The organism is Olsenella sp. HMSC062G07 (assembly GCF_001811895.1).
GTDB classification, from domain to species: Bacteria; Actinomycetota; Coriobacteriia; order Coriobacteriales; family Atopobiaceae; genus Olsenella_F; species Olsenella_F massiliensis.
The window spans coordinates 163,589-183,386 of the sequence record NZ_KV806951.1 but is presented as its reverse complement, the minus strand read 5'-3'; the positions used below and the strand labels follow the sequence as shown (position 1 = coordinate 183,386).

General features: G+C 55.2%; 19 protein-coding genes. 6 read left to right on the top strand and 13 right to left on the bottom strand.

What is annotated here, in order from left to right:
* Positions 1-288 precede the first annotated feature (288 nt).
* Positions 289-1,137, top strand: coding sequence for a tyrosine-type recombinase/integrase (locus HMPREF2826_RS09400; RefSeq protein WP_070639415.1), 849 nt, complete (start codon positions 289-291; stop codon positions 1,135-1,137).
* A 231-nt stretch (positions 1,138-1,368) separates the two neighbouring features.
* Here the strand turns inward: HMPREF2826_RS09400 and HMPREF2826_RS04015 are convergent, their stop codons facing one another.
* From HMPREF2826_RS04015 to HMPREF2826_RS09080, 6 genes are all read right to left on the bottom strand, one after another.
* Positions 1,369-2,271, bottom strand: coding sequence for a dihydrodipicolinate synthase family protein (locus HMPREF2826_RS04015; RefSeq protein WP_083307241.1), 903 nt, complete (start codon positions 2,269-2,271; stop codon positions 1,369-1,371).
* 132 nt (positions 2,272-2,403) lie between these two features.
* Positions 2,404-3,318 carry a phosphoglycerate dehydrogenase gene (locus HMPREF2826_RS09085; protein WP_083307240.1) on the bottom strand — a complete coding sequence of 305 codons (915 nt, stop codon included), beginning with the start codon at positions 3,316-3,318 and terminating at the stop codon, positions 2,404-2,406.
* Positions 3,319-4,212, bottom strand: a complete 894-nt coding sequence (locus HMPREF2826_RS04010) for a PTS system mannose/fructose/sorbose family transporter subunit IID (RefSeq protein WP_083307239.1) — start codon at positions 4,210-4,212, stop codon at positions 3,319-3,321.
* Position 4,213: 1 nt separating this feature from the next.
* Positions 4,214-4,969, bottom strand: a complete 756-nt coding sequence (locus HMPREF2826_RS04005) for a PTS mannose/fructose/sorbose/N-acetylgalactosamine transporter subunit IIC (RefSeq protein ID WP_070639413.1) — start codon at positions 4,967-4,969, stop codon at positions 4,214-4,216.
* Positions 4,970-4,985: 16 nt separating this feature from the next.
* Positions 4,986-5,480 (bottom strand): PTS sugar transporter subunit IIB, encoded by a 495-nt coding sequence (locus HMPREF2826_RS04000; RefSeq protein ID WP_070639411.1) that lies wholly within the window; start codon positions 5,478-5,480, stop codon positions 4,986-4,988.
* 5 nt (positions 5,481-5,485) lie between these two features.
* Positions 5,486-5,899 (bottom strand): PTS sugar transporter subunit IIA, encoded by a 414-nt coding sequence (locus tag HMPREF2826_RS09080; protein ID WP_168163977.1) that lies wholly within the window; start codon positions 5,897-5,899, stop codon positions 5,486-5,488.
* Positions 5,900-6,115: 216 nt separating this feature from the next.
* Here HMPREF2826_RS09080 and HMPREF2826_RS03995 point away from each other — a divergent pair, with 216 nt between their 5' ends.
* The gene (locus HMPREF2826_RS03995) at positions 6,116-7,273 is read left to right on the top strand and encodes a helix-turn-helix domain-containing protein (protein WP_070639409.1); all 1,158 of its coding nucleotides are present in this window, start codon (positions 6,116-6,118) and stop codon (positions 7,271-7,273) included.
* A complete protein-coding gene (locus HMPREF2826_RS03990) occupies positions 7,260-7,751 on the top strand; it encodes a PTS sugar transporter subunit IIB (RefSeq protein WP_070639407.1) in 492 nt (163 codons plus the stop codon). Before HMPREF2826_RS03995 ends, HMPREF2826_RS03990 begins: the two co-directional genes overlap by 14 nt.
* Positions 7,752-7,834: 83 nt before the next feature.
* Here HMPREF2826_RS03990 and HMPREF2826_RS09650 read toward each other — a convergent pair whose 3' ends face one another.
* Both HMPREF2826_RS09650 and HMPREF2826_RS09255 read right to left on the bottom strand, forming a co-directional pair.
* Positions 7,835-7,999 carry a hypothetical protein gene (locus tag HMPREF2826_RS09650; protein WP_246824684.1) on the bottom strand — a complete coding sequence of 55 codons (165 nt, stop codon included), beginning with the start codon at positions 7,997-7,999 and terminating at the stop codon, positions 7,835-7,837.
* Between the two features lie 804 nt (positions 8,000-8,803).
* Entirely contained in the window at positions 8,804-9,052 is a 249-nt protein-coding gene (locus HMPREF2826_RS09255; protein ID WP_148138331.1) for a hypothetical protein, read from the bottom strand.
* 590 nt (positions 9,053-9,642) lie between these two features.
* Between HMPREF2826_RS09255 and HMPREF2826_RS03975 the strand changes: the two genes are divergently transcribed.
* The gene (locus HMPREF2826_RS03975; protein ID WP_168163976.1) at positions 9,643-10,758 is read left to right on the top strand and encodes a tyrosine-type recombinase/integrase; all 1,116 of its coding nucleotides are present in this window, start codon (positions 9,643-9,645) and stop codon (positions 10,756-10,758) included.
* On the opposite strand, the gene HMPREF2826_RS03970 is transcribed toward HMPREF2826_RS03975, so the two are convergent.
* Positions 10,722-11,036, bottom strand: a complete 315-nt coding sequence (locus tag HMPREF2826_RS03970) for a hypothetical protein (RefSeq protein WP_148138330.1) — start codon at positions 11,034-11,036, stop codon at positions 10,722-10,724. The two genes, HMPREF2826_RS03975 and HMPREF2826_RS03970, sit on opposite strands and share 37 nt — an antisense overlap.
* A gap of 483 nt (positions 11,037-11,519) precedes the next feature.
* On the opposite strand from HMPREF2826_RS03970, the gene HMPREF2826_RS03965 reads away from it, so the two are divergent.
* Both HMPREF2826_RS03965 and HMPREF2826_RS03960 read left to right on the top strand, forming a co-directional pair.
* Positions 11,520-12,113 (top strand): tudor domain-containing protein, encoded by a 594-nt coding sequence (locus tag HMPREF2826_RS03965; RefSeq protein ID WP_070639401.1) that lies wholly within the window; start codon positions 11,520-11,522, stop codon positions 12,111-12,113.
* A gap of 96 nt (positions 12,114-12,209) precedes the next feature.
* Complete coding sequence (locus tag HMPREF2826_RS03960; protein ID WP_070639399.1) at positions 12,210-12,686, top strand: hypothetical protein; 477 nt, start codon at positions 12,210-12,212, stop codon at positions 12,684-12,686.
* On the opposite strand, the gene HMPREF2826_RS03955 is transcribed toward HMPREF2826_RS03960, so the two are convergent.
* The 4 genes from HMPREF2826_RS03955 to HMPREF2826_RS03940 are packed head-to-tail and all read right to left on the bottom strand — an operon-like array spanning position 12,673 to position 19,439.
* Positions 12,673-14,271, bottom strand: a complete 1,599-nt coding sequence (locus HMPREF2826_RS03955; protein WP_070639397.1) for an AlbA family DNA-binding domain-containing protein — start codon at positions 14,269-14,271, stop codon at positions 12,673-12,675. The genes HMPREF2826_RS03960 and HMPREF2826_RS03955 overlap by 14 nt on opposite strands.
* A 36-nt stretch (positions 14,272-14,307) precedes the next feature.
* The gene (locus HMPREF2826_RS09250; RefSeq protein WP_148138329.1) at positions 14,308-15,705 is read right to left on the bottom strand and encodes a restriction endonuclease subunit S domain-containing protein; all 1,398 of its coding nucleotides are present in this window, start codon (positions 15,703-15,705) and stop codon (positions 14,308-14,310) included.
* Positions 15,695-17,680 (bottom strand): type I restriction-modification system subunit M, encoded by a 1,986-nt coding sequence (locus HMPREF2826_RS03945; protein ID WP_210388966.1) that lies wholly within the window; start codon positions 17,678-17,680, stop codon positions 15,695-15,697. The genes HMPREF2826_RS09250 and HMPREF2826_RS03945 overlap by 11 nt, the downstream gene beginning before the upstream one ends.
* 25 nt (positions 17,681-17,705) lie before the next feature.
* The gene (locus HMPREF2826_RS03940) at positions 17,706-19,439 is read right to left on the bottom strand and encodes a DUF262 domain-containing protein (protein WP_070639393.1); all 1,734 of its coding nucleotides are present in this window, start codon (positions 19,437-19,439) and stop codon (positions 17,706-17,708) included.
* Between the last annotated feature and the right edge of the window lie 359 nt (positions 19,440-19,798).

Below are 19,798 nucleotides of genomic sequence, written 5' to 3'. Positions count from 1 at the left end.
CGACGAGGCTTCTGACCCGAGCGTTTGGTTGCGGGGGCAGGATTTGAACCTACGACCTCCGGGTTATGAGCGAGTCAAGCTGGAGGTTCCGTAAATTCTCCCGCGTCTACCTCGTCTGGACGCACTGCGCTGAGCAGGCGTTTTGTGTTTTTTCGCGTCTCCAACGTTCTGTAGGAATCTGCTTCGTCTGCATCTCCAACCTCGTTTTTGCGGTCATTTGGCGGTCACTTTGGCGGTCACAATGTCGGTCAGAAACGGCTGTTGAAAACCGAGTGGAAGGAAGTGGAGATGCAGAACCTTACCTACACCAGCCGTGGCCTGAGGAGACGGATAAACAGCGACCGATGGGAGGCGGTCCTCTCGCATACCAACCCCGTGACGGGCGAGGTCGTGAGGACGTTCCATACGGTCGAGGGAAAGACGCGCCGGCAGGCAGAGCGCGCACGCGACGCGCTCATCTTGGAGCTCGAGCGCAAGGGAGGAGCCGTCGGCTCCTCGATGAGCGTGCGTGAGTTCATGGAGCAGTTCCTCGCCTACAAGGAGGGCTCGGGCACCATAGAGCCCTCGACGGCGCGCAGCTACCGCGCCGAGGCGCGCCAGATAGACTCCTACATCGGGAACGTCCGCCTGGCGGACCTCTCAGTGGAGGACGTGTCGGGCTGGATGCGCGACATGAGCGCCGACGGCTACGCGCCGAAGAGCGTGTCGAAGCCCTTCCGCCTGCTCAAGCAGGCGCTCAAGTGGGGCATGGCACAGAACCTCATCACCAAGAACCCCTGCGACTTCTGCAAGCCGCCCAAGCGCGTGAAGACGCCCATCAACGCCCTGCCGCGCGAGGAGCGCACCCGCATGCTGGAGCTGGCGAGGCGCGCGCAGCCGGCGCCTTTGGGCATAGCCATAGAGCTCGTCCTCACCACGGGCATGAGGCGCGGCGAGGTCTGCGCGCTCAAATGGTCCGACCTCTCCGATGACGGCACCATAACCGTGAGCCACGCCCTGGGAAACGGCGACGCCATCATGGACAACGTCCTCGGCGCGCCCAAGCGTCGCAAGCGCGCGCTCAGCTTCTCGGTTGACCAGCTCAAGGCAATGCTCCCCGCAGCAGAGGAGAAGGAGACAGGCAATGGGCGTCTTTAGGCTCGTCTGGCGCTTCGTGCGTTGGCTCTTCCGCGCTGTATCACGGTGGATGTAATACACTGTAATCAATAAACTTGCTTGGCCTCTGCTTTCGAGCATGCACACTGGCGGGTCTTCTTTAATAAAGAAATATTATCCAGACCCTGTGATAAATCAGAAGTCAAATACGAGGACCCTCCGTTCGAATAAGTCGAGCGGAGGGTCCTCGTAAATCAAAGCTGCTTTCTCCATCTACACAGAATGTGCAATTCCGTAGAACTTGAGCATCTCGTCAATCTCCTCAACCACATCTGGCGCGGGCATACGAACTGGCGTGCGAGTGATGCCAGCACGTACACCCATCATGTTAAGAGCCTGCTTCATTACTGCTGGAGCTACACATTTCTTCAGCGTCTTCCGCAACGGGTCCATCATCTCTCGCCCTATTTTTGCCTCATCCAGCCTGCCCGCAAGGAAATCGTTATAGAGTTTGACTTCAACCTCAGGGATGATGTTTGAGGTAGCCGCCACACTAGCTGATGCGCCAGCCTCAAACGCTCTGAGCATGAGAGAGTCCGATCCATTAAGTACAGCAAACCCGCTGTGGGATTTTGAAGATTCAATGTAAGCAAGTTGAGTATCGAAGTCCCCACCGCTGTCCTTGATACCTACGATGCCGTCAACTCCAGCCAAACGATCAACCGTTTCTGGTTCGATTTTGCAACCCGTCTGACCTGGGATGTTATACATGACCACAGGGGCGTTCACTCTCTCAGCAATACGCTCGTAGTGAATGTAGAGATCATCCTGATTCGGGACCAGATAGTATGGTGTCACAACGGACAGTACATCAGCCCCTGCGTCCATCAAACGAAGTCCGAGTTCAATCGTATGCAGGGTACTACAGCATCCTGCACCCGCAATCACGGGGACGCGGCCATCCACTGCTTTGACCACAGCACGCGTCAGACAGACCTTCTCGTCATCATCCATAAGGTGAAATTCACCATTGGTGCCAGCAATGAATATTCCGTGGACCCCGCGCTCTACAAGCCAGTCCGCCATGAATGCTGCAGCCCCAGCATCAAGGGACTCATCCTCGGCAAACGGAGTAACCATTGCCGTGATAATGCCCTTTAGGTCAATTTTTGACATTTCTCTTCCTTCTTGCCTAGCGCCGAATCGCCAGCTATCGGTTAGTTGTTGTAATCATTTCAAGCCCACCAGAACGACCGAAAAGCATCCGAGGGTTCCGTCCAAGTCAGTGGGCGTTACGCATGCGTGCGCTTAACCTATTACTGAACGGACATTTCTCACACAGGCAGCCATGGTCTTCTCGTCTGCTTCGAGAGTAAAACTTGCGGCATGAGGTGTTATCAGGTAGTTCTCAAGCGCCAGTAGTCTCGCCGGACGCTCCGCAAGCTCCACATCCTCAGCCGCGAAAGCGAGCTTGCCATCCTTGAGTGCACAAAATAATGATTCGGTGTCAACAAGCCCAGCGCGCGCAGTATTCACAAGTATGGCCCCATCACGCATTTGCGAGAGGAAATCCTTGTTGACTAGTCTCTCGGTGGAGGGAAGCAGAGGAAGGTGAAGTGAAACGACGTTACTTCGGGCTAAAAGTTCATCCCGTCCGACAAGTCGCACATCTTCTGGAACCGACTCAGGAGTGATTTTTGGATCATACCCCAGAACACACATCCCCAGCGAGTGGGCAATCCGCGCAACTAGACAACCGATGGCACCAACCCCCACGATACCAATCGTTTTGCCTGCAGCCTCATGTCCAGTTACGCGTTCGTTGCAGCCCGCCTTTCCATTCGAGGCCAGCTCGTAGAATCGTCGAAGTGCAGCGAGCATGAGGAGGACGGTATCTTCGGCCACCGAGGTTGAATTGGCACCAAGAGCTTTCATTACTTCAATACCATGCTGCTCGCAGAAGCACACATCAATGTTGTCGAGACCAACACCATATTTTGCTATTACTTTCAGTCGCGGGGCACACTCTAGTATCTTTGCATCCAAGGGATCGTTGCCAGAAATAATTGCATCTGAATCGGATAGCTCGCTGACGAGCTCCTCGCGTGTAAAACGTCTCCCTAAATCATTTACTACAACTTCATGACCCGCATTGCGCAACTCATTAATCCAATACTGGCCTTTCTGAAAAAATGGGCGCGGGGTCACCACCACTCGTGTCACCTAGAGCACCCCCAGAAATGAGAGCGCAAGACTGCCAATAACCACAGCGAGCAAAATGCGCAAATAATGAGGTCCACGCTTACTAATGTAGAGATAGATGGCAAAAACGACCGCAATCGGAAGCAGACCTGGTGCAATCTTGTCTAACATTTCTTGAATAACGATTGAGTTGCCGCCATCGGTCGCAATTACCAGCGGAGTTGCCAGCTTCACGTATGTTGCAGACAGAGCTCCCATCATAAATAGGCCGAACATTCCAAAGCCGTCAATAATCCGCTGCATCTGTCCGGAATGAAGGATATCCATGATGGATTCCTTGCCCTTCCGATAACCAAGGCCCATCAGGGCTCTACCGCAGAAGAACATGTAGGTCACTTGGTAAATAAGGGGAATAAACGCTGCAACAACTGAGCCACCCATAACAAAGGGAATACAAATACCCATGATGATTGGGCGAAGCGTACCGAAGTCTAGTGTGTCACCTATACCAGCAAGCGGACCCATAAGACCCGCTTTAAGGCCTGTAACGAGTTCGGCAGTCTGCTCCTGATTCTCGGCATCCTGCGTTGATGCGCCTTCTTCCAGAGCGATTGTGATGCCGTTAATGATAGATCCCCAGTTGGCTTGGGTGTTGTACATCGCGAGATGGCGTTGCAAGGCCTTGGAAAAGTCTTCTTTTTTTGGATAGAGCTCCCTCAGAATATCAATCATCGAGTTGCAGTATCCCAGCGCCTGCAGTCGCTCAAAATTGAGAGATGTCTCGGAAAAAGCATGCCACCAGAGGAATGATCTGAAAATATCTTTCTGGGTGATAGTAGCAGCAGAGGAGGATGCGACTATGCCCGAATCAGTTCCCTCGAGGTCTTCGGTCTCCGTAAGCTTTGGCGTATTCATGCTATGCCTCCTCAGAAGACTTATTGTCAGAAAGGCTCAGGAAATACATCACCATGAGCACAATTACAGCCCCAAAAATTGCAACGCCAATAGTGCTCAAGCCGGTGTAGGCCACTAGGAAGAAACCGCCTACAAATAATGGGAGGTACTGCTTCTTCCCAATGACGATCATCGTGATTGCAAAGCCGAGAGCAGGAAGAATATTGCCGGCTGTGGCCAGACCGATCGTGGCCCACTGCGGAAGCATGTTCACGAATGTCTGGATTGCATCTGGACCAAAGAGGCATCCTACGAACACAGGTACAAACCGCATTGGGAAGGCAAGGAGAATCGGATAGAGTGTTGCACAGAGGCGCACGCCTCGACCATTACCCTCAAGCGCGTACTCGTCAGCCTTATGCACAAATATTGTGTTAAGAGTCTTTCGCACGTTCTCGAGAACGACCCCGAGGAGCCCCAATGGGATTGCAAGTGAAATAGCAATCGTAGGCTCGATGCCTGCAGTTATTGCGATTGGAATAGCAACACAGGATGCAAGGCCCTCGTCAGCTGGTGGGTTTCCACCCGGAGCAATGGAACCAATGTAGACCATCTGAAGTGTAGCTCCAACTTTCAGAGCAGTTTCCATGTCACCAAACATGAGACCAACAAAAGGAGCGATACAAAGCGGCATTCTCATGATTGAGAAGCCATACCAAACCTTCGCCTGGGATATCCAGTAGAGCAGCGCCAGTAGCGCCGCCTGAAGAACAGTCATTCTTGGCTACCTTTCTCTATGCGAGCTTCGCTGACACCTTTTCTAGGCTCTCTGGCTCTTCTCCTGGGACCGTCTGGAAGTAGACCCGTATGCCAAGGGCATCGATGGAAGCAAGCTTATTCGCATCTTCGGAGTCGAGGGAAATCTGGTTATGTACAATTTTTCGGCCCGGCTTATTCTCAAGCCCGCCTACCTGAAGTTCGCTAAATCTAATCCCCGCTTCTACTACAGCCTTTGCCATTTCTACGGTCTTAAAGAGAAGGAGAATCGGCGCATCTCCATAAAAACTGTCTGTCTCCCACTTCGAAGATGCCGTCGCAACACTTATGATATCTACCTCGATACCAGTGGGAGCAGCCATCTTGTAGACCGCTGACAGAAACTCGTCTTTGGAAAGCTTGTCGTCAATGATAATGATTTTTGTGGCACCGCACTGTTTAAGCCACTTCGTAATGACTTGTCCATGAATAAGGCGATAGTCGACGCGCGCATGTACAATCTTTTTTGCCATGCCTGTCACCTCCCCTCGTAGTCGTCATAAGTGAACGAGCGGCATGCGGCAGAACCTGCAGACTGAGCAATACGCTGTAAATCGCGTAGACTGAGGTCATCCGATGAACCGCGCATCATAAGGACTTCAAGTAACATCCCAAGATTGAGCCCGCTCACACACCGAACCTCGTGTGACTTCGAGAGCATCATGGCAACGTTGGCAGGGGTTCCGCCAAACACATCAACAAGTACCAATGCTGGCCCACCTACAATCTCTAGGAGATGCGAAGCTTTCTTAGCAAGTGATTCCACTGAGGCCCCCGGATCCAGTGATAAAGCACTGAGTTTCTCCTCGTGGCCGACAATCATCTCGCTGCTGGAGATAAGTGCTTCACCTGCATGTCCATGGGTCATAAGAAGAATGTATGGCGTGCCCACTATTGTCTCCTTTTTACTCAATATGGTGACGTCTTTGGTGCTATTCCGCATACCATCGCAAAGCATTCTATGGAGCGCCTCACCTGATTGGTATGTCCACCGAATCCAAACCCCACTCCTCCTTTTGTGTTGCCAATACAGACCCCCTAGTCTTGGGATTTCTCAGGTAGCGCTTATCATGAGGATTGCAGAACAAAGGCTGGGCACTATTCATAGATGTACAGAGGGACACACTGGGGGTGCATCATTCTCAACGAGACAATTGCGAAGGATTTCATCGATGCGCTCGGACAGTTTTCTGCCTATCGCATTAGCATCTATGACGATCGAGGTCGACTCATTTTCAGCACAAGACCCGAAGGCATGGGTGCAGCAAGCAAACGAGCTGCGACTGTCGCCACAATGGGAATGTCAGATGAACGATTCACAAAGGAGGGGGTAACGAGTGTCGCGCTTCCCATTGACGATAATGGACGACCTCTAGGATGCATCGAACTGGAAGGCATTGGTTCGGACATTCATGCTGTTGCGGCAGCGCTAAAGATGAGCTTTGAGATACGACTCAAGTTTGATGCTCTCGAGGAGGCTCAACGGAAAGCGATAGACAAGAACGAGGACCTAATTAGGCGCCTTATCTCTTCTCCCGCTGCTGCAAAATCCAGTACGAGTGAACTTGAGGGGGCTTTCTATCGTGCTGGCTTCTCTCATCTTGTACCACGCCAGATGCTTATCCTCAAGTCCGCCTCTTCGGGCTTTCTTGAGCACTTCTCAAGCGTGAACATTGCCTATGACTCGTCAGAGGATATCGCGGCGGCGATTGACGGCAGGGTCGTTATTCTCAAGGATACTTCAGAGGCTGCTGGACAGCCCAAAGAATACCTGGAGGGATACATCGCGCACCTCAGAGAGGACACGCCTTTCGTCGGAACAGTATTTGCAAACTCTCTCCGAACGACAAATTCTCGCATGCCACATACATACGGCATGCTTAGTTGGCTTGAAGCCAACACAAACTGGCTCGCACCTGAGAAGGACACGCTGTTTTTCTCGGACTACGTAAGCGAATACTTCATGTCGATGGTACCCAGCGATACCTATTCTGATGTTTTCAGCGACCTCGCAAGCGCTTCTCACATCGATGCAGAGGAGTTCATCACACTTTCCGATGCGCTCTCCGAAAGCAACTTTAACCTCGTTAAGGCAAGTTCCCGACTCTTCATGCATAAGAACACGCTCATTTACAGGCTCAACAAGTACAAAAAAGCGTTCTCCATTGACCCAATGAACTCGGCGACTGATAGGGACCTGATGCGCTATCTCGGATTTTATCTTAAGCAGTTGGAAGCGCGGGGAGATACAGATGAGCGAAATTAAGCTCGTGCGTGTCGATGACCGCCTCATTCATGCTCAAATTCTTCTTATCTGGCTGAAGGCGCTGAACATCAACACCATCCTTCTAGTGGACGATGACACGGCGGACAATGTGTTCCTGTCCGAAATTCTTAAGCTAGCCATGCCCAGTCACATAAGGCTGCACATTCGCAGTGTTCAGGAGGCTGTCGAATACGATTTCACAAGTTCCTCTGAACTTTGGGAAGATCGACGAACTCTAGTGTTGATGAGAGACCTTGTCACTGCCCAGCGTCTTAGCGAGCTTGGATTTATGTTTGATGAAATTCAAATTAGCGGAAGTCTTGTAGAGCGGGGGCTGGATAGACATCAGCTCCTTGATAATCTTCTCAAGACCTATCACCAACAGCTATCCCATCTACTTAGTCAGGACACTTCCATCTACTGCCAGGCAACACCCCAGTCTCCGCGTATCTACCTCAACCGGGCTGTAAACCGCTAGCCACGGATTGCGAGCGTTTTACGGCCGTGAACGGCGCAGAATCAGTCGGAATCCGTGCATTCGGACTGTGCCGCCGCTACCCGCTACTTGCCGGTCTCCACCTTGGGCTTGCCGAACCTATCCCGAGGCTTCGGTCCTATGATCTGGATGAAGATGACGAGGATGAGAATGGCGCCTTTTATGGTGTCGTTAATCAGGAGGTCCGTCTTCAGAGCGATGATGACCTTGTCGATGACGGTATAGGACATCGCGCGCCGAACAGGACGCTAAGGCGCTTGTCGCAGCCTCCGCTCATCGAGATGTCACTAGGGACAACGGCTGCAATCACGTACGTCTCATAGCTTTTGCCGGTGGTGGCTGGATCAGATCTGGCGTTCATCGCTATCCAGAGAAACGCCACAAGACCGATGTAAGCATGGTCGCGAGCATGACGATGAAGGAGGGCATCTCCACGATGCCCACGAGAACGCCGTTGAACAGCCGCAGAGTGCACCAAGCGCAATCGCAAACAGCAGGATGAGCAGGATCGATCCCTGCGTTTGGTTGAACACCACTACGGCGAAGCCTGCCGCGAAGGCGAGCATGACCCTACGGAGAGGTCTATATCACCGGTCAGACAGATGATTCCCGTGTCCCTGCGATGATTCCGATAACCGCGCCGTGACGAAAGACGTTCATGGTCGCACCCAGCGTCAGGCCGCCGCTGACGGCAACGTAGACGGCGAAGATCGCCAGGAACCTGATGATAAAAGCTATGCCTCTTGATTGCGCTGAGAACCGATGCCACACTCCTACCGGAGGCATTGGCACGCGAGACTTCTCCTGCCATCGAAAGCACCGGCCTTTCCTCTATCGCCCTACGCTGAGGCAATCGCCCTGGTAGAGTAGAGCATCATCATCTGCTCGTCAATCTATCGTGCGGCAGTGCCTTCACAATCTCGCCGTCATAGAGCACGTACCAGCCGTTGGCACCCACACGGCCGCGCGCCATCACATTCGCGACCTCCTAGGGAAGCGTCGTGTAGCGTCTGGGATTGAACCTCGCGAAGGATTCACCCGAATCCGCTACCTTGTTTCCGTGAAGCAGCATATAATGGCCTGCCTCTTGAACTGCTCATCGATGAAGCGCTCGCAAGCCGTGGTGCTCGTCCTCCATGAGTTCCTGATGCAAATGCCTTGAACTCAGCATTCATGACGAGCCTGAGCACCGTGGCATATGAGACATGAAGGATCTCTTCCACCTCCGACAGCGTGATGGCGCAGCCCTCTTCCTCGCCTTCCCTTGTGTTCACGTTCTCCATAGGCTTTCCTTCGTTCTTCGACTTCACGCAGAAGCTGGCGGGAGGGCTTTGGGGCTGGTGGACTCCACTCGAAAGCCGGGCAAACTTAATGCATCTGCGAGCGCCAAGGGTGGGACGCCGCACTTTCGGGCCCGCTCGGAGATTTTTTATAAAAATAGATAAGGGAGATGAGAGGGACCGCTACAGCAAGAGCAAGCCGCCTGAAGCTACCACCAGGGCAGTACACAGGTTTTGCCAAGGCGGTAGCTACGCCGTTTTCTGAGCGGTTTTTGGCGTGCAAGAAAAAATTTTTGGTAGTCAAAGAAAACCCCAACCTGTTTTCACAGGTCAGGGCTTTGATTTTGGTCGCGGGGGCAGGATTTGAACCTACGACCTCCGGATTATGAGCGAGTCCGGGGCGATTTCATATCGAATCCAGCGGTGCTGCAGCGACGGAGAACGGCGTCTGACCTGTGGTTTTTCTAATCCCTGCAATCTGAGCAATCCTGATTTTCCACGTCTCCATCTTCGGTTTGGTGGTCATTTGGTGGTCACTTTGGTGGTCAGAATGGTGGTCACAAATGGCTGTGGAAAACGAGGATTGGACGAACATGGAACTACATTACACGAGCAGGTCGCTGCGCCGGCGACGCAACACCGACCAGTGGGAGTGCAGTCTCTCCCACGTGAACCCCGCCACAGGGGAAACAATCAGGACTTACCACACCCTGGTGGCCAAGACCCAGAAGCAAGCCGAGAAGGCCCGGGACGCGCTCATCGTCCGGCTTGAGCTGGAGGGCGGCGCCGTCGGGATGGGCATGCCGCTGCGGGAATTCCTCAACGCCTTCTTGCGCTACAAGGAGGAGTCCGGCACCATCGAACCCTCCACGGTGCGCAGCTACCGGGGTGAGGTCAAGCAGATCTGCGCCTACCTGGGCAACGTGAGCCTCGACGAGCTCTCCGTTGGGGACGTGAACAAGTGGATGAGCGACATGACGGCCGACGGCTACGCTCCCAAGAGCGTGGACAAGCCGTTCCGGCTGCTCAAGCAGGCCCTCAAGTGGGGCATGTCGCAAGACCTCATCCGCAAGAACGTCTGCGACTACTGCAAGCCGCCCAAGCGCGTGAAGACGCCCATCAACGCGCTCAACCGCGAGGACCGCACGCGCATGCTCAAGCTCGCCATCGCGGCCGAGGCGGAGAGCCCGCTCGGCCTGGCCATCGAGCTCGCCCTCACCACGGGCATGCGCCGCGGCGAGGTCTGCGCGCTCCGGTGGAGCGACTTCGACGAGAAGGGCACCATCACCGTGAGCCACGCGCTCGGCAACGGCCCGGGCGGCTTCTACCTCAAGGAACCCAAAACGGGCAGCTCCGCGCGCACCATCCCCCTCACCAGGCACACCGCCGCGGTCCTTAAAGCGAAGCGTTCCGACACCTGGCGCGTCATGGGCGAGATGGGCGTCGACCCCGGCGACCCGTACATCCTGGGTACTCAGGTGCCGGAAAGCCGCCCCTACAACCCCACGCAGCTCGGCAAGGACTTCGCGGCGTTCTGCAAGATGAACAGGTTCGACTGCACCTTCCACGACCTGCGGCACACCTTCGCGACCATGATGATCGGCAACGGGTGCGACGTGCGCACCGTGGCCAGCTACCTCGGCCACGCGAGCGTCTCCATAACGCTCGACATCTACGCCGACGTGGACCCCGAGAAGCCGCCGTCGTAGAGCGCGTCAGGAAGCACGCCCGGCGCGGTGCACGTGAGGTTCTCGCCCAGGAACGTGAGGTCGCCCGAGTCGCCCGACCACGTGCCCTGCAGGAGCCGTTCAACATCCTGAACCTGCTCGAACTGTCCTGCATCCATGTCCTCGGAAGCCGAAGTGCCACGCGAGCAGCCCCCGTAGGTCCCTCCCAGGCCCAGCACGGCCAGCAAGACGAGCGCTCCTACCAGCACCGCCGCCTGCTGCCCCCTGCCCATGAAGACCCCCTCGAACGCTCCCGCCAAGACGATTCCAGCCGTCAAAAGCGTGGCCGATTCCCAGCGCCCAAGCAACGTGAACAGCGGCTTCTCCCGCCAACGACCCCCGGGTTGCCAGCCCAGAGGTCGTAACGAGCCCATCCACAGCAGCCGCCCGTTCGGAAACCACGCTCTCCACGCTTTCCACGGCGGAAATGAGGCGTAGGGCCCCTCAACCGGCCCGAAGCCGAGCGGACGCGGTGGTAAGGGTGGTGAGGGTCACTGTCCCGCACGCCGCCCTCCGAGCACGGTCCTCCCGTTGGCTCTCCTTGGACCCTTCAGGGTCGTCGGGAACCGCGGACGACGCAAGGGTCGCGAAAACTTTTCCGAGGGGAAGGCCATTTCCGATTCCCCCGGAAAACTCAGGCCCTGGCAGGTTTCGCTTCCTCCCCTGCACCGCCCGCGAACCCCGGCGGCCCCTGGGCCACAAGGGACGCCAAAGGGGCGGACCGCAAACTTCGGGAGGTCATCATGGGAAACAGAGCCGTCATCACCACCAAGGACCACGACCTGGCGCTCTACCTGCACTGGAACGGGGGCCGCGACTCCGTCGAGCCGCTGCTCCGCTACTGCGAGCTGCAGGGCTACCGAGCACCTAGCTCCGACTGCTACGGATGGGCGCGCATGGCCCAGGTGGTCGGCAACTTCTTCGGGGGGTCGCTCTCGGTCGGAATCGACCGCTTCAGCCGCCTGGGCGACCAGGGCGACAACGGCATCTACGTCATCGACGGCTGGAGGATCGTCGGACGCGAGGGGCTCTACGACGGCTTCACCGAGCAGCAGGAGTACCCCTTCGACGAGATGCTGCACGTCTACGACGACGCCATGCCCGAGGGCGAGCGGCTAGGGAAGTTCCTCGACGCCGTGGAGGTGCCCGCGAGCGAGCTGACGGTCGGCGACCGCGTCTGGATACGCGGATTCGACGGCTGGGAGTCCTACTCCGTCGCCGGCTTCAAGGACGGGCGCGCCTACACCGCCCGCTTCGAGAACGGCGGCAACTGGACGGGCAACCCCAACAACTTCGTCCAGGGCGAGACGGCCTTCATCGAGCCACGCGAGAAGTAGGCCGATAGATACACCCGGCGCGCCCATCGGCTTCGGCCGGCGGGCGCTTCCGTGCGATAATGCCTGCTAGATGCAGCTGAGGCGGAGGAGGCCCGCATGGCCGTCGAAAACCCCGTCGAGAGAGCGCGCAGACTGGCCCGCGAGACCGCCCACGAGATGGAGCCCACAGCCACCGAGACCGACCAGGCCACCGAGGGCATGTACGAGCTCGACGGCATCATTATCGACAAGAACGATTACGACGTGGTGAACGTGCTCATCATGTACGACGAGGCGACCGACCGGTTCGCCCTCGTGGACGAGACGCGCAACGACCTGGAGGAGAAGGCCGCGCTGGCAAAGGCGGCCGAGCTGGAGACCAAGAGGGCTGCGCTCCTGCAGGAGATCGAGCTCAAGGTCATGATGGCCTTCCGCACGTGCGAGGACGAGAACGAGGCTGCTGCCACCTGGGCCGCGATCGACTCGACAACCGCCCAGTCCGCCCGCCTGAGGATCGCCGAGACCGGCGGCGACGTCGACGCAGTCAAGCAGAGCATCGACCGCTTCTTCCTGGAGCACCCTAAGTCGCAGTAGCTGCCCAGCCCGGAGGCGAGGCGCCGGCGTCCCTCGCGATATGAGCCATCACCAATTTGGCTGCCGCGAGGGACGCCTTGCGCAGCATTTGCTCTTTCGCAGGATGCTCTGCCAGGAACGCCCCTATTGCTCCTGACGGGTCTGCCCCCCAAAAATATTTGCTCTTGCTCATAGCCTCGTTGCTAATCAGGTGATACAGCTCTCGCAACCCGGCAGCAATGTCGTCATCGGAATAACCAGGAAGAAGCTTTTTTCTTGCCCCTGCATCACCGAAAATCTTAGTAGAGACATAGCGAATTCTATCTTCGGAGAAATCGACGCAGGACGGATAGGCTCCAGCCTGCTGCTTGCCGGCGACAAAGACGCAGAGACAATAGAGGAAGTCAAATCCACAAAGAAGGTCCAGGACCGCTTCACCGTCGTTGCCCATCTTCCCGTCGATTGTCATTGGGTTGAGTGCGTATTCTGGGAGGATAGAGGGATGGCCGGCAAGATGATTGAGAACCAGGGAAATCAATGCTCCGTCGCTTCCATGGCCGTACTCCCCCGCGTTTATTGCAGCCACTTGGCAGTCTCTGAGCCAGGACGAATAGATGTACTTGCGACCAAAGCTGGGTGACTCGCGATTTACAAGGGGCGAAACCAAGTCCCATCGTCTTGCTCGGACAATGGCCGCGCCAATCTCATAGCACGAAATCAGCAGCGCCGTCTTGGTCTTCTCGGTGCTCTGAGAATATGGATCTACACTTATGTACCTGTCGTAAAGAGCGCTCGCGGCGTGGCCGTATACCTCGTCGTTGTGATAGGAAACGGCCGCCGAGGCAATGGCCGTCAACGGGACAGATGCAGAGTCAGAGCGATTGAATTCGGCGCTTAGCTGGTCGATGAAGTTGAGTAGCTTGGGCGTCTCCATCTGGTCAAAGCACGCAGCCAACGCGGAAGACAACGCATCTTCGCCCATGCCGATGACAAGTGGGGGCGTCTTCCCCTTGGCGCCAAGGGCCTCAGTGATTCTATCAATGAGATTGTTAATGCGCTTGGACTCGTCCTCACGTATGAGGCGTTCAAACGGAGCGAGAATCTCTCCCCATTGCGAGTACTCTATTACTTTGTTTCCGGCTCCATCCCGCCTCGTGATCTCGCCGGGCCTAAAGACGACTTCTTCCTTACCTTGTTCGTTCTTGAACTGGCCCAGCTTCGTGAAAGGCACGGGTAGGCCATCCGACGGACTCATGAAGCAAATAAGGCAGTATGTATGCCCCTCCAGCTCATGCACTGTCGATATAGGTCGCAAAGGCACCGCGACGTATTTATTAAGCTTGTCGGATAGTCTTGCTCCGTCGAACTGCTTCCAATCAATGCCTTTGCAAAGGTCGGATGGCTCCCCCTCGTTGGTGGCGCCTACGATGATGTAACCACCTGGGTAATGGTTGAACATTGAGACGGCATCTTTCACAAAATGCAGTTCGTCAGCTTTCGTGCTTAAGTTGAGGGTCTCCTTGAAGTCGAGCTCGGTGCACTCCGTACCTGTGCGCAGCAGCTCCTCTAGCTTCTCAATATCGGTACGACCATCTACGACAATCATTCATTGCCTTTCACAACGAGTATTGATGCACTCGCATTAAAGATGTGCAAGTTCAGAATCAATCTGAGCCTGTGCAAGTCGCGTAGCCTCATTCTCCATACGATCGGCTTCTGCGGACTTATTCACACTTTGGTCCATAGCTTCAGCTATGAGGTTTTCTTTCTCTTTATCAAGACGGGGCACTTGTAGAGAACGGATATCACCTATATCGAGGTGCGGAACAGAAGTGCCGTATGCGTTGCGCACAACAGACGGCCTCCCGATGGCAGGATCATTCAAGATGGTGAGCAAATATCCAGTACGAATTTTTTGCTCGTCCGGAACAATCCGAATCGGATCGTCGCTTCCGAAGATTCCCCTGTGGTTCTCCGTAAGTAGCATTGTTCTACCTATGAGACCATACTTTTGCCCAGAGCGCACCATCAGCATCTCACCGGGCTTAAGCATAAACTGCTGATAATTCGGAATTAGTTTTGCATAAATGTGTTTTGTTGGTTTTGCATTCACGTCGAACAACTCACTGGGAGATGCGAAAGGAATCCCTCCCTCACCATAGGTGCGCGGCACTCTCGGTGGAAGGTAAACTTTTTTGATGAGAGATTCCAGCCTTTGACAATGCAGTGACCCTAGGAACCTATCCGCAATGTCTGCGGCACCACAATATGAATCTGCATCCAACCTTGAACGACGAGCCAGTATTTGAGAAAGACTGACCTCACGATTAGTAGGGGTTTCCGCATATGCTGTCATCTGATCATCGAACCCAGCAAAAGACTCGAAGAGATCGAAAGCTTTATCACGTAACCGCCAAGCCTCAGTACGCAAAGAGATGGCCTGCTCAGCAATCTGAGCAATCGATGTCCTTGTCTGATTATCAGGCATGATGACAGGGAACTCATTGGCGTGCTCAACTTCGATATGTTTAATCATGTGGCCATACTGCGCCGCGGCTGCTATCTGTTTAAAGAAATCAGTTCTCATATACGCATAAAGCCACCCGTATTCGGCCTCATCTTTCGGAACGACACGGAGCAGGTCATGAGTAATTATCTTATTCAGGTGATGCGGGTAGACAGCGGTGACACGCCCTACGACACCTGAACAGGATAGAAGCAACCAGCCTGTACCAACTTTGCGGCTTTCCGCCTGAGGCACGAAAGGGGCAGCCAGCCACTTTCTGACCCGAGGAAAGTCCTCAAAAACCTGTCCTGCAGTGAAAAAAGGCAACCCTTTCCCAGGTTCCACCATGTATCCAGCAAGTCTGCTTGGCTGCCAAATGTCCGCCAAGTCGCCAAGCCGAACGTGGTGGGGACTTTGGTTTGCGAGGCGAACATATCCGTACCCTTCGCGCAAGTATGTAGAAGCCTCAAGCCTGTTGTCCCCACCCAATATCGTGGAGAGACGGACGCTCTTCGCCAGCGGTTCATTCCCCATTGTCGAGCCTCCAGTCGTGGAAGGCGTCGGCAATCTTCATAGTCTCGTCGTCGACAACGCGCTCCTTTGACGAGTGCTCGCTTTCCTTATCCGAGGCGACGATGCCCGTCACGGCTGTCGTCTGCTCGCGCACTATCGGGTAGCCCTCGTCATCACGCACGTAAGTGGTCTGGCCACGTTTGTCATGGCCAACATGGTCGCAAATCGCCATGAATATCCTGTAGTCCTGGAAGGTGCCATCTTTGCAGTAAGCCTCTTCCTCCGCGTCCCACCTTCGCAGCACGAGCACAGAAGTCTGCACTCCCACGTTTGGTTGGAAGGCATCGGGGTGCATATCGACCGAGGCGAGCACCTTGGCATGCCGCAAAATCCACTGTCGGACGTAGCCCAGCCCAGGATTCCCCAGAATGCCGTTGGGAATGACGATCGCAGCGACTCCCTTGCCGGGCTCAAGCAGCCTTACGCAACGCTCGATGAAAAGAATCTCCGGCGGCCGGGAAGTGGCAAGTTTCCCGTCCATCTTCCAATCAAGCGAGCTGTCGTCGTACGTCCAGGAGTGCCCCAAGTCGAATGTCTCAAGTATTGATGGATCGTCGATGGGAATCTTGGAGCCAAAGGGGGGATTGGTCATGATCGCCGTCACCCCGTGGCCCTCTGCGCATGCCCTGTTCTGCTTGACATCGTCGCTGTCGAGCCTGAGAGCCTTACGCAGGTCGGCAGAAAACTTCGCAAAAGGCTCCAAGAAGTTGGCGTGGAACAGCTGACCGGTCCCGTCGTTGTTCATGACCATGTTCATCTTGCTTGCGCGAACGAGAATCGGGTCAAAATCGACGCCCACGATATGATGGGTGAGGAAGTCCTCCTTCCTGCGGCTGAGAGCCTGCTGCTTGGCAACTTCGGAGCGCCCGCTGTTTCCGACCGATTCGCGGATTTGCTCCAGAACGTAGTTCATAGCAGTGACAAGGAAGCCGCAGGTGCCCATGGCGGGGTCAAGGATGATGTCGTCTTCGGCAGGGTCGACCATACGGACCATCATGCGGCACATGTTGCGGGGCGTGAAGAACTGTCCCTTGTCGCCGCGAAGGTTCGACCCGACGATGGTCTCATATGCGTGGCCCTTTATGTCCACGTCGCTTTCGAGAAGCGAATACATCTGCAGCTGACCAACGATGTAGGCGAGCACATCGTCCGTCAGCTCTATCGACTCGTCGGCTTTGAAAATCGTCTCGTAGGACTTCTTCACGCTGAAAAAGAGCTTTTCTATTCGCTTACGGCATTTCTTCTTGCCTAGAGGACTGTGCCGCTCCGACGGCGTGATGTAGAAGGTTGGCGTCTCCGAGTCGCGCTCGTCTTGGATTTTGCAGAAAATAATCTTCAGCAGCTCAAGAAAGGCCTCTTCCTTCTTAATGCCCTGGTTACCCGCGATGTAGTTGTGGCATCTGCGGAACGAGTAGAGGAGCGAGTCGCTTGCAGCGGGCCTGAGCTGGTCGAACTTGGGAGCGTCGTCCGGCACGTCCGACCCCGCGTAGGGGAGGTCGGGGACCGCCTCATGAACCCTCTTTCCGCTTTCATCCACAAGGAAGCGGAAAGCGAGCAGCTCGTCGCCGTTTGTCCACATGCTGTACTGGACGTTGGCGCATGCGGCGGCGTACGAGATCATCTGGTCGACGCCGTCCTTCTTGCCCTTGCTCTTCGTCTTGGGATCCTTGCATTCGCAGATAATGTAGATGGTCTCCTGCTTGTGCTCGACGCCAGGCTGCCAAATGGCAACATCTACGCCTTTACGGCTGCTGCCGAACTTTATCGAAAATTCAACGGATATCTGATCCTTCTTGTACCCGTACTCTCGCACAAGCGATTTCAAAATCTCCTGTCGTACCCTCTCCTCGGGGGTGTCCCTCCGTTGGGTTACTCCATCGATGAAGTCCAGAATTGTTTCCGGTTGAATCACGGAGTTCTGGTCCACTGCTGTCACGAGAAAGCCTCCTATACATGGGTGCTTACTGCAGCAGCCCGTTGTTTCCCAAGTAGTCTACGAACGCGTCGATGATCTTCCCCGTCCGTTCCTCGATATCGCTCTCAGTGAAATCTTGCGTATTCTGCGCAAGCTGACGCAATTCGCGAATCCCCGTACCCTGCCTGACCACGCCGCTATCTGTCGTGTACCCCAGGTAATACTTCTTCTTGTCGAGAAACCGATAGTCGGATGCGCGGATATTTATTCTTTTTTCAAGCATCGCCTTGTTGCCAAGAGCCTCAAGATTCGCCTTGTTCGCCAACGGCATCATCTGGTTGCGCTTTCGTGCGTAAATATGCTCGACTTCCAGCACCGTGTCCGGGCTCAAAAGCTCTTGCTCGTCGTCCGAATAAGCCCACCAGACCAGCATAGACCTCGTGAATCGCCGCTGATTGGTGAAGGCGAAGGCCTTGAAGCGTGCTGTGATGTCGTCGCGATCGAATTTATAAGAATCGAACGTCACGGGTTTGTGGTCCACTATGTTCTCCATCTGCGGATACACGGGGCTGCGCAGCGCGTTAACGCCGGGACGTTCAATCGTGTACGCGAAGATAAAAGCGGTGATGAGGTTGAGGAAGCTGTAGAGACTCGGTTCGTCCAGATTGTGGTGCTCGTCTTGGTTGGCCAAGAACCAGACCGAGAGCAGATATGTCCACATGCTGTTTGGCGCGTATCCGAGAACGAAGAGCCTGCGCAGTACTCGATCGGAGAAGCCCTCTTGGGCGTCCACCCTGGCCCAGAAGTCCAGTAAATCCTCCAGGTCTACGAGCGCCTGGTCGTCTTTTAGCATCCTGTAGCTGTCGGTGCTGAAGAAGTCGCGCAGTGACTGCGTTGTGGTGTCGTGAATGTGCAGGCAGGCGCGCCTGTAGTACATGTATCGCGTGAAGAGCTCGTCCATGGGCGTTCCGGTGCCGCTGCGGAATATCTTCCCTGACGTTTCCTCCAGCCTCTTCCATCTTGCGACGAAATCGTCCTTCCTGCCCTCTGCGGAAAAGTGCTTGTAGAACTGGCTCTTGAAGATATCCGCATCCGCCAAGGGCAAGCCCCGGTCGTTCAGCGTGGAGAAGATGCGGAGGGCGGTGCCCTGCGATTCCGCCTCAATGGGAAGCAAAATCACGTTGTTCAAAATGCGCGTAGCGAAGAGCGCGACATAGGTGCTGAACTCATCGGTGAACTTATCCACACAACCTTGGAAGAACAGGAAATTCTCCGCATACGCGCTCTTCGACCCGCTGGTCACGGCTCCCTTCTTCAGGATCGAAAGAAACTCGCCTTTGTCATCGTCGGAAGCCACCTCGGAGTCAATCTTGAGCTGCTCCATATCCCCGTCGCCGAACTCGTCGGTTTTCCATATGCAGGAGGAGATCATCTTCCGAACGTTTACCGTCTTGCTGTCCTGCGCGTTTTTGAATTTATCGTAGAAAGCCCGCAAAAGCAGGAGGATGGTTGTCAATCGCTGCTGCCCGTCGATAATCTCCTGCTGTCCCGTGTCGTTCTTGAAAGTCACGATAGGGCCCAGAAAATATTCATCCGTCGATGGGTCGAACTTCTCGCTGTTGTTGTCGGGGAAAGCGAAGCTGCGCAAATCATCCCATAGGGTTGCGCATTCGTCCTCGCCCCAAGCGTACGGGCGTTGATAGTCGGGAATAAGAAAATCGGCGTTCTTTCCGGCGAGAAGGTCCTTTACGGTCTTCTGGTCGATATTGAGCTTTGACATATGCACGTCCCGTTATCTATCTGAGTCCTTATTGCAACCATGATACCAGCGGATATTTCACCGGAGCATTACTTGCTGAGGAATGGGCATGCGAGACCCCCGACTACATTTACCTTTTCCGGTGTGCATCTGAAAGGTGGCCAACCGATTCTCAGAGAAGCAAGCAGCCTATTTTGTGTACCAGAGGCACCCAAAACAGCGCTTGCCGCCCTCCGGCGGGGTGATGACTATGACGGTCGGGGGATGTGCCGCACCAACCGTCATTACCGCCATAAGTGTCATCGCATCCGAAGCGCCCCGCCGTGCGGTACACTTCTCTGCGGGGGATCCCCCGCGCCCCTAGGGACGGCCCAGGCCGT

Bases quoted from the DNA above. Each gene is read 5' to 3' on its own strand.
- HMPREF2826_RS09400 (WP_070639415.1), top strand. From the start codon at position 289: ATGCAGAACCTTACCTACACCAGCCGTGGCCTGAGGAGACGGATAAAC.
- HMPREF2826_RS04015 (WP_083307241.1), bottom strand. From the start codon at position 2,271: ATGTCAAAAATTGACCTAAAGGGCATTATCACGGCAATGGTTACTCCG.
- HMPREF2826_RS04010 (WP_083307239.1), bottom strand. From the start codon at position 4,212: ATGAATACGCCAAAGCTTACGGAGACCGAAGACCTCGAGGGAACTGAT.
- HMPREF2826_RS04005 (WP_070639413.1), bottom strand. From the start codon at position 4,969: ATGACTGTTCTTCAGGCGGCGCTACTGGCGCTGCTCTACTGGATATCC.
- HMPREF2826_RS04000 (WP_070639411.1), bottom strand. From the start codon at position 5,480: ATGGCAAAAAAGATTGTACATGCGCGCGTCGACTATCGCCTTATTCAT.
- HMPREF2826_RS03995 (WP_070639409.1), top strand. From the start codon at position 6,116: ATGTACAGAGGGACACACTGGGGGTGCATCATTCTCAACGAGACAATT.
- HMPREF2826_RS03990 (WP_070639407.1), top strand. From the start codon at position 7,260: ATGAGCGAAATTAAGCTCGTGCGTGTCGATGACCGCCTCATTCATGCT.
- HMPREF2826_RS09650 (WP_246824684.1), bottom strand. From the start codon at position 7,999: ATGTCCTATACCGTCATCGACAAGGTCATCATCGCTCTGAAGACGGAC.
- HMPREF2826_RS09255 (WP_148138331.1), bottom strand. From the start codon at position 9,052: ATGGAGAACGTGAACACAAGGGAAGGCGAGGAAGAGGGCTGCGCCATC.
- HMPREF2826_RS03975 (WP_168163976.1), top strand. From the start codon at position 9,643: ATGGAACTACATTACACGAGCAGGTCGCTGCGCCGGCGACGCAACACC.
- HMPREF2826_RS03965 (WP_070639401.1), top strand. From the start codon at position 11,520: ATGGGAAACAGAGCCGTCATCACCACCAAGGACCACGACCTGGCGCTC.
- HMPREF2826_RS03960 (WP_070639399.1), top strand. From the start codon at position 12,210: ATGGCCGTCGAAAACCCCGTCGAGAGAGCGCGCAGACTGGCCCGCGAG.
- HMPREF2826_RS03955 (WP_070639397.1), bottom strand. From the start codon at position 14,271: ATGATTGTCGTAGATGGTCGTACCGATATTGAGAAGCTAGAGGAGCTG.
- HMPREF2826_RS09250 (WP_148138329.1), bottom strand. From the start codon at position 15,705: ATGGGGAATGAACCGCTGGCGAAGAGCGTCCGTCTCTCCACGATATTG.
- HMPREF2826_RS03940 (WP_070639393.1), bottom strand. From the start codon at position 19,439: ATGTCAAAGCTCAATATCGACCAGAAGACCGTAAAGGACCTTCTCGCC.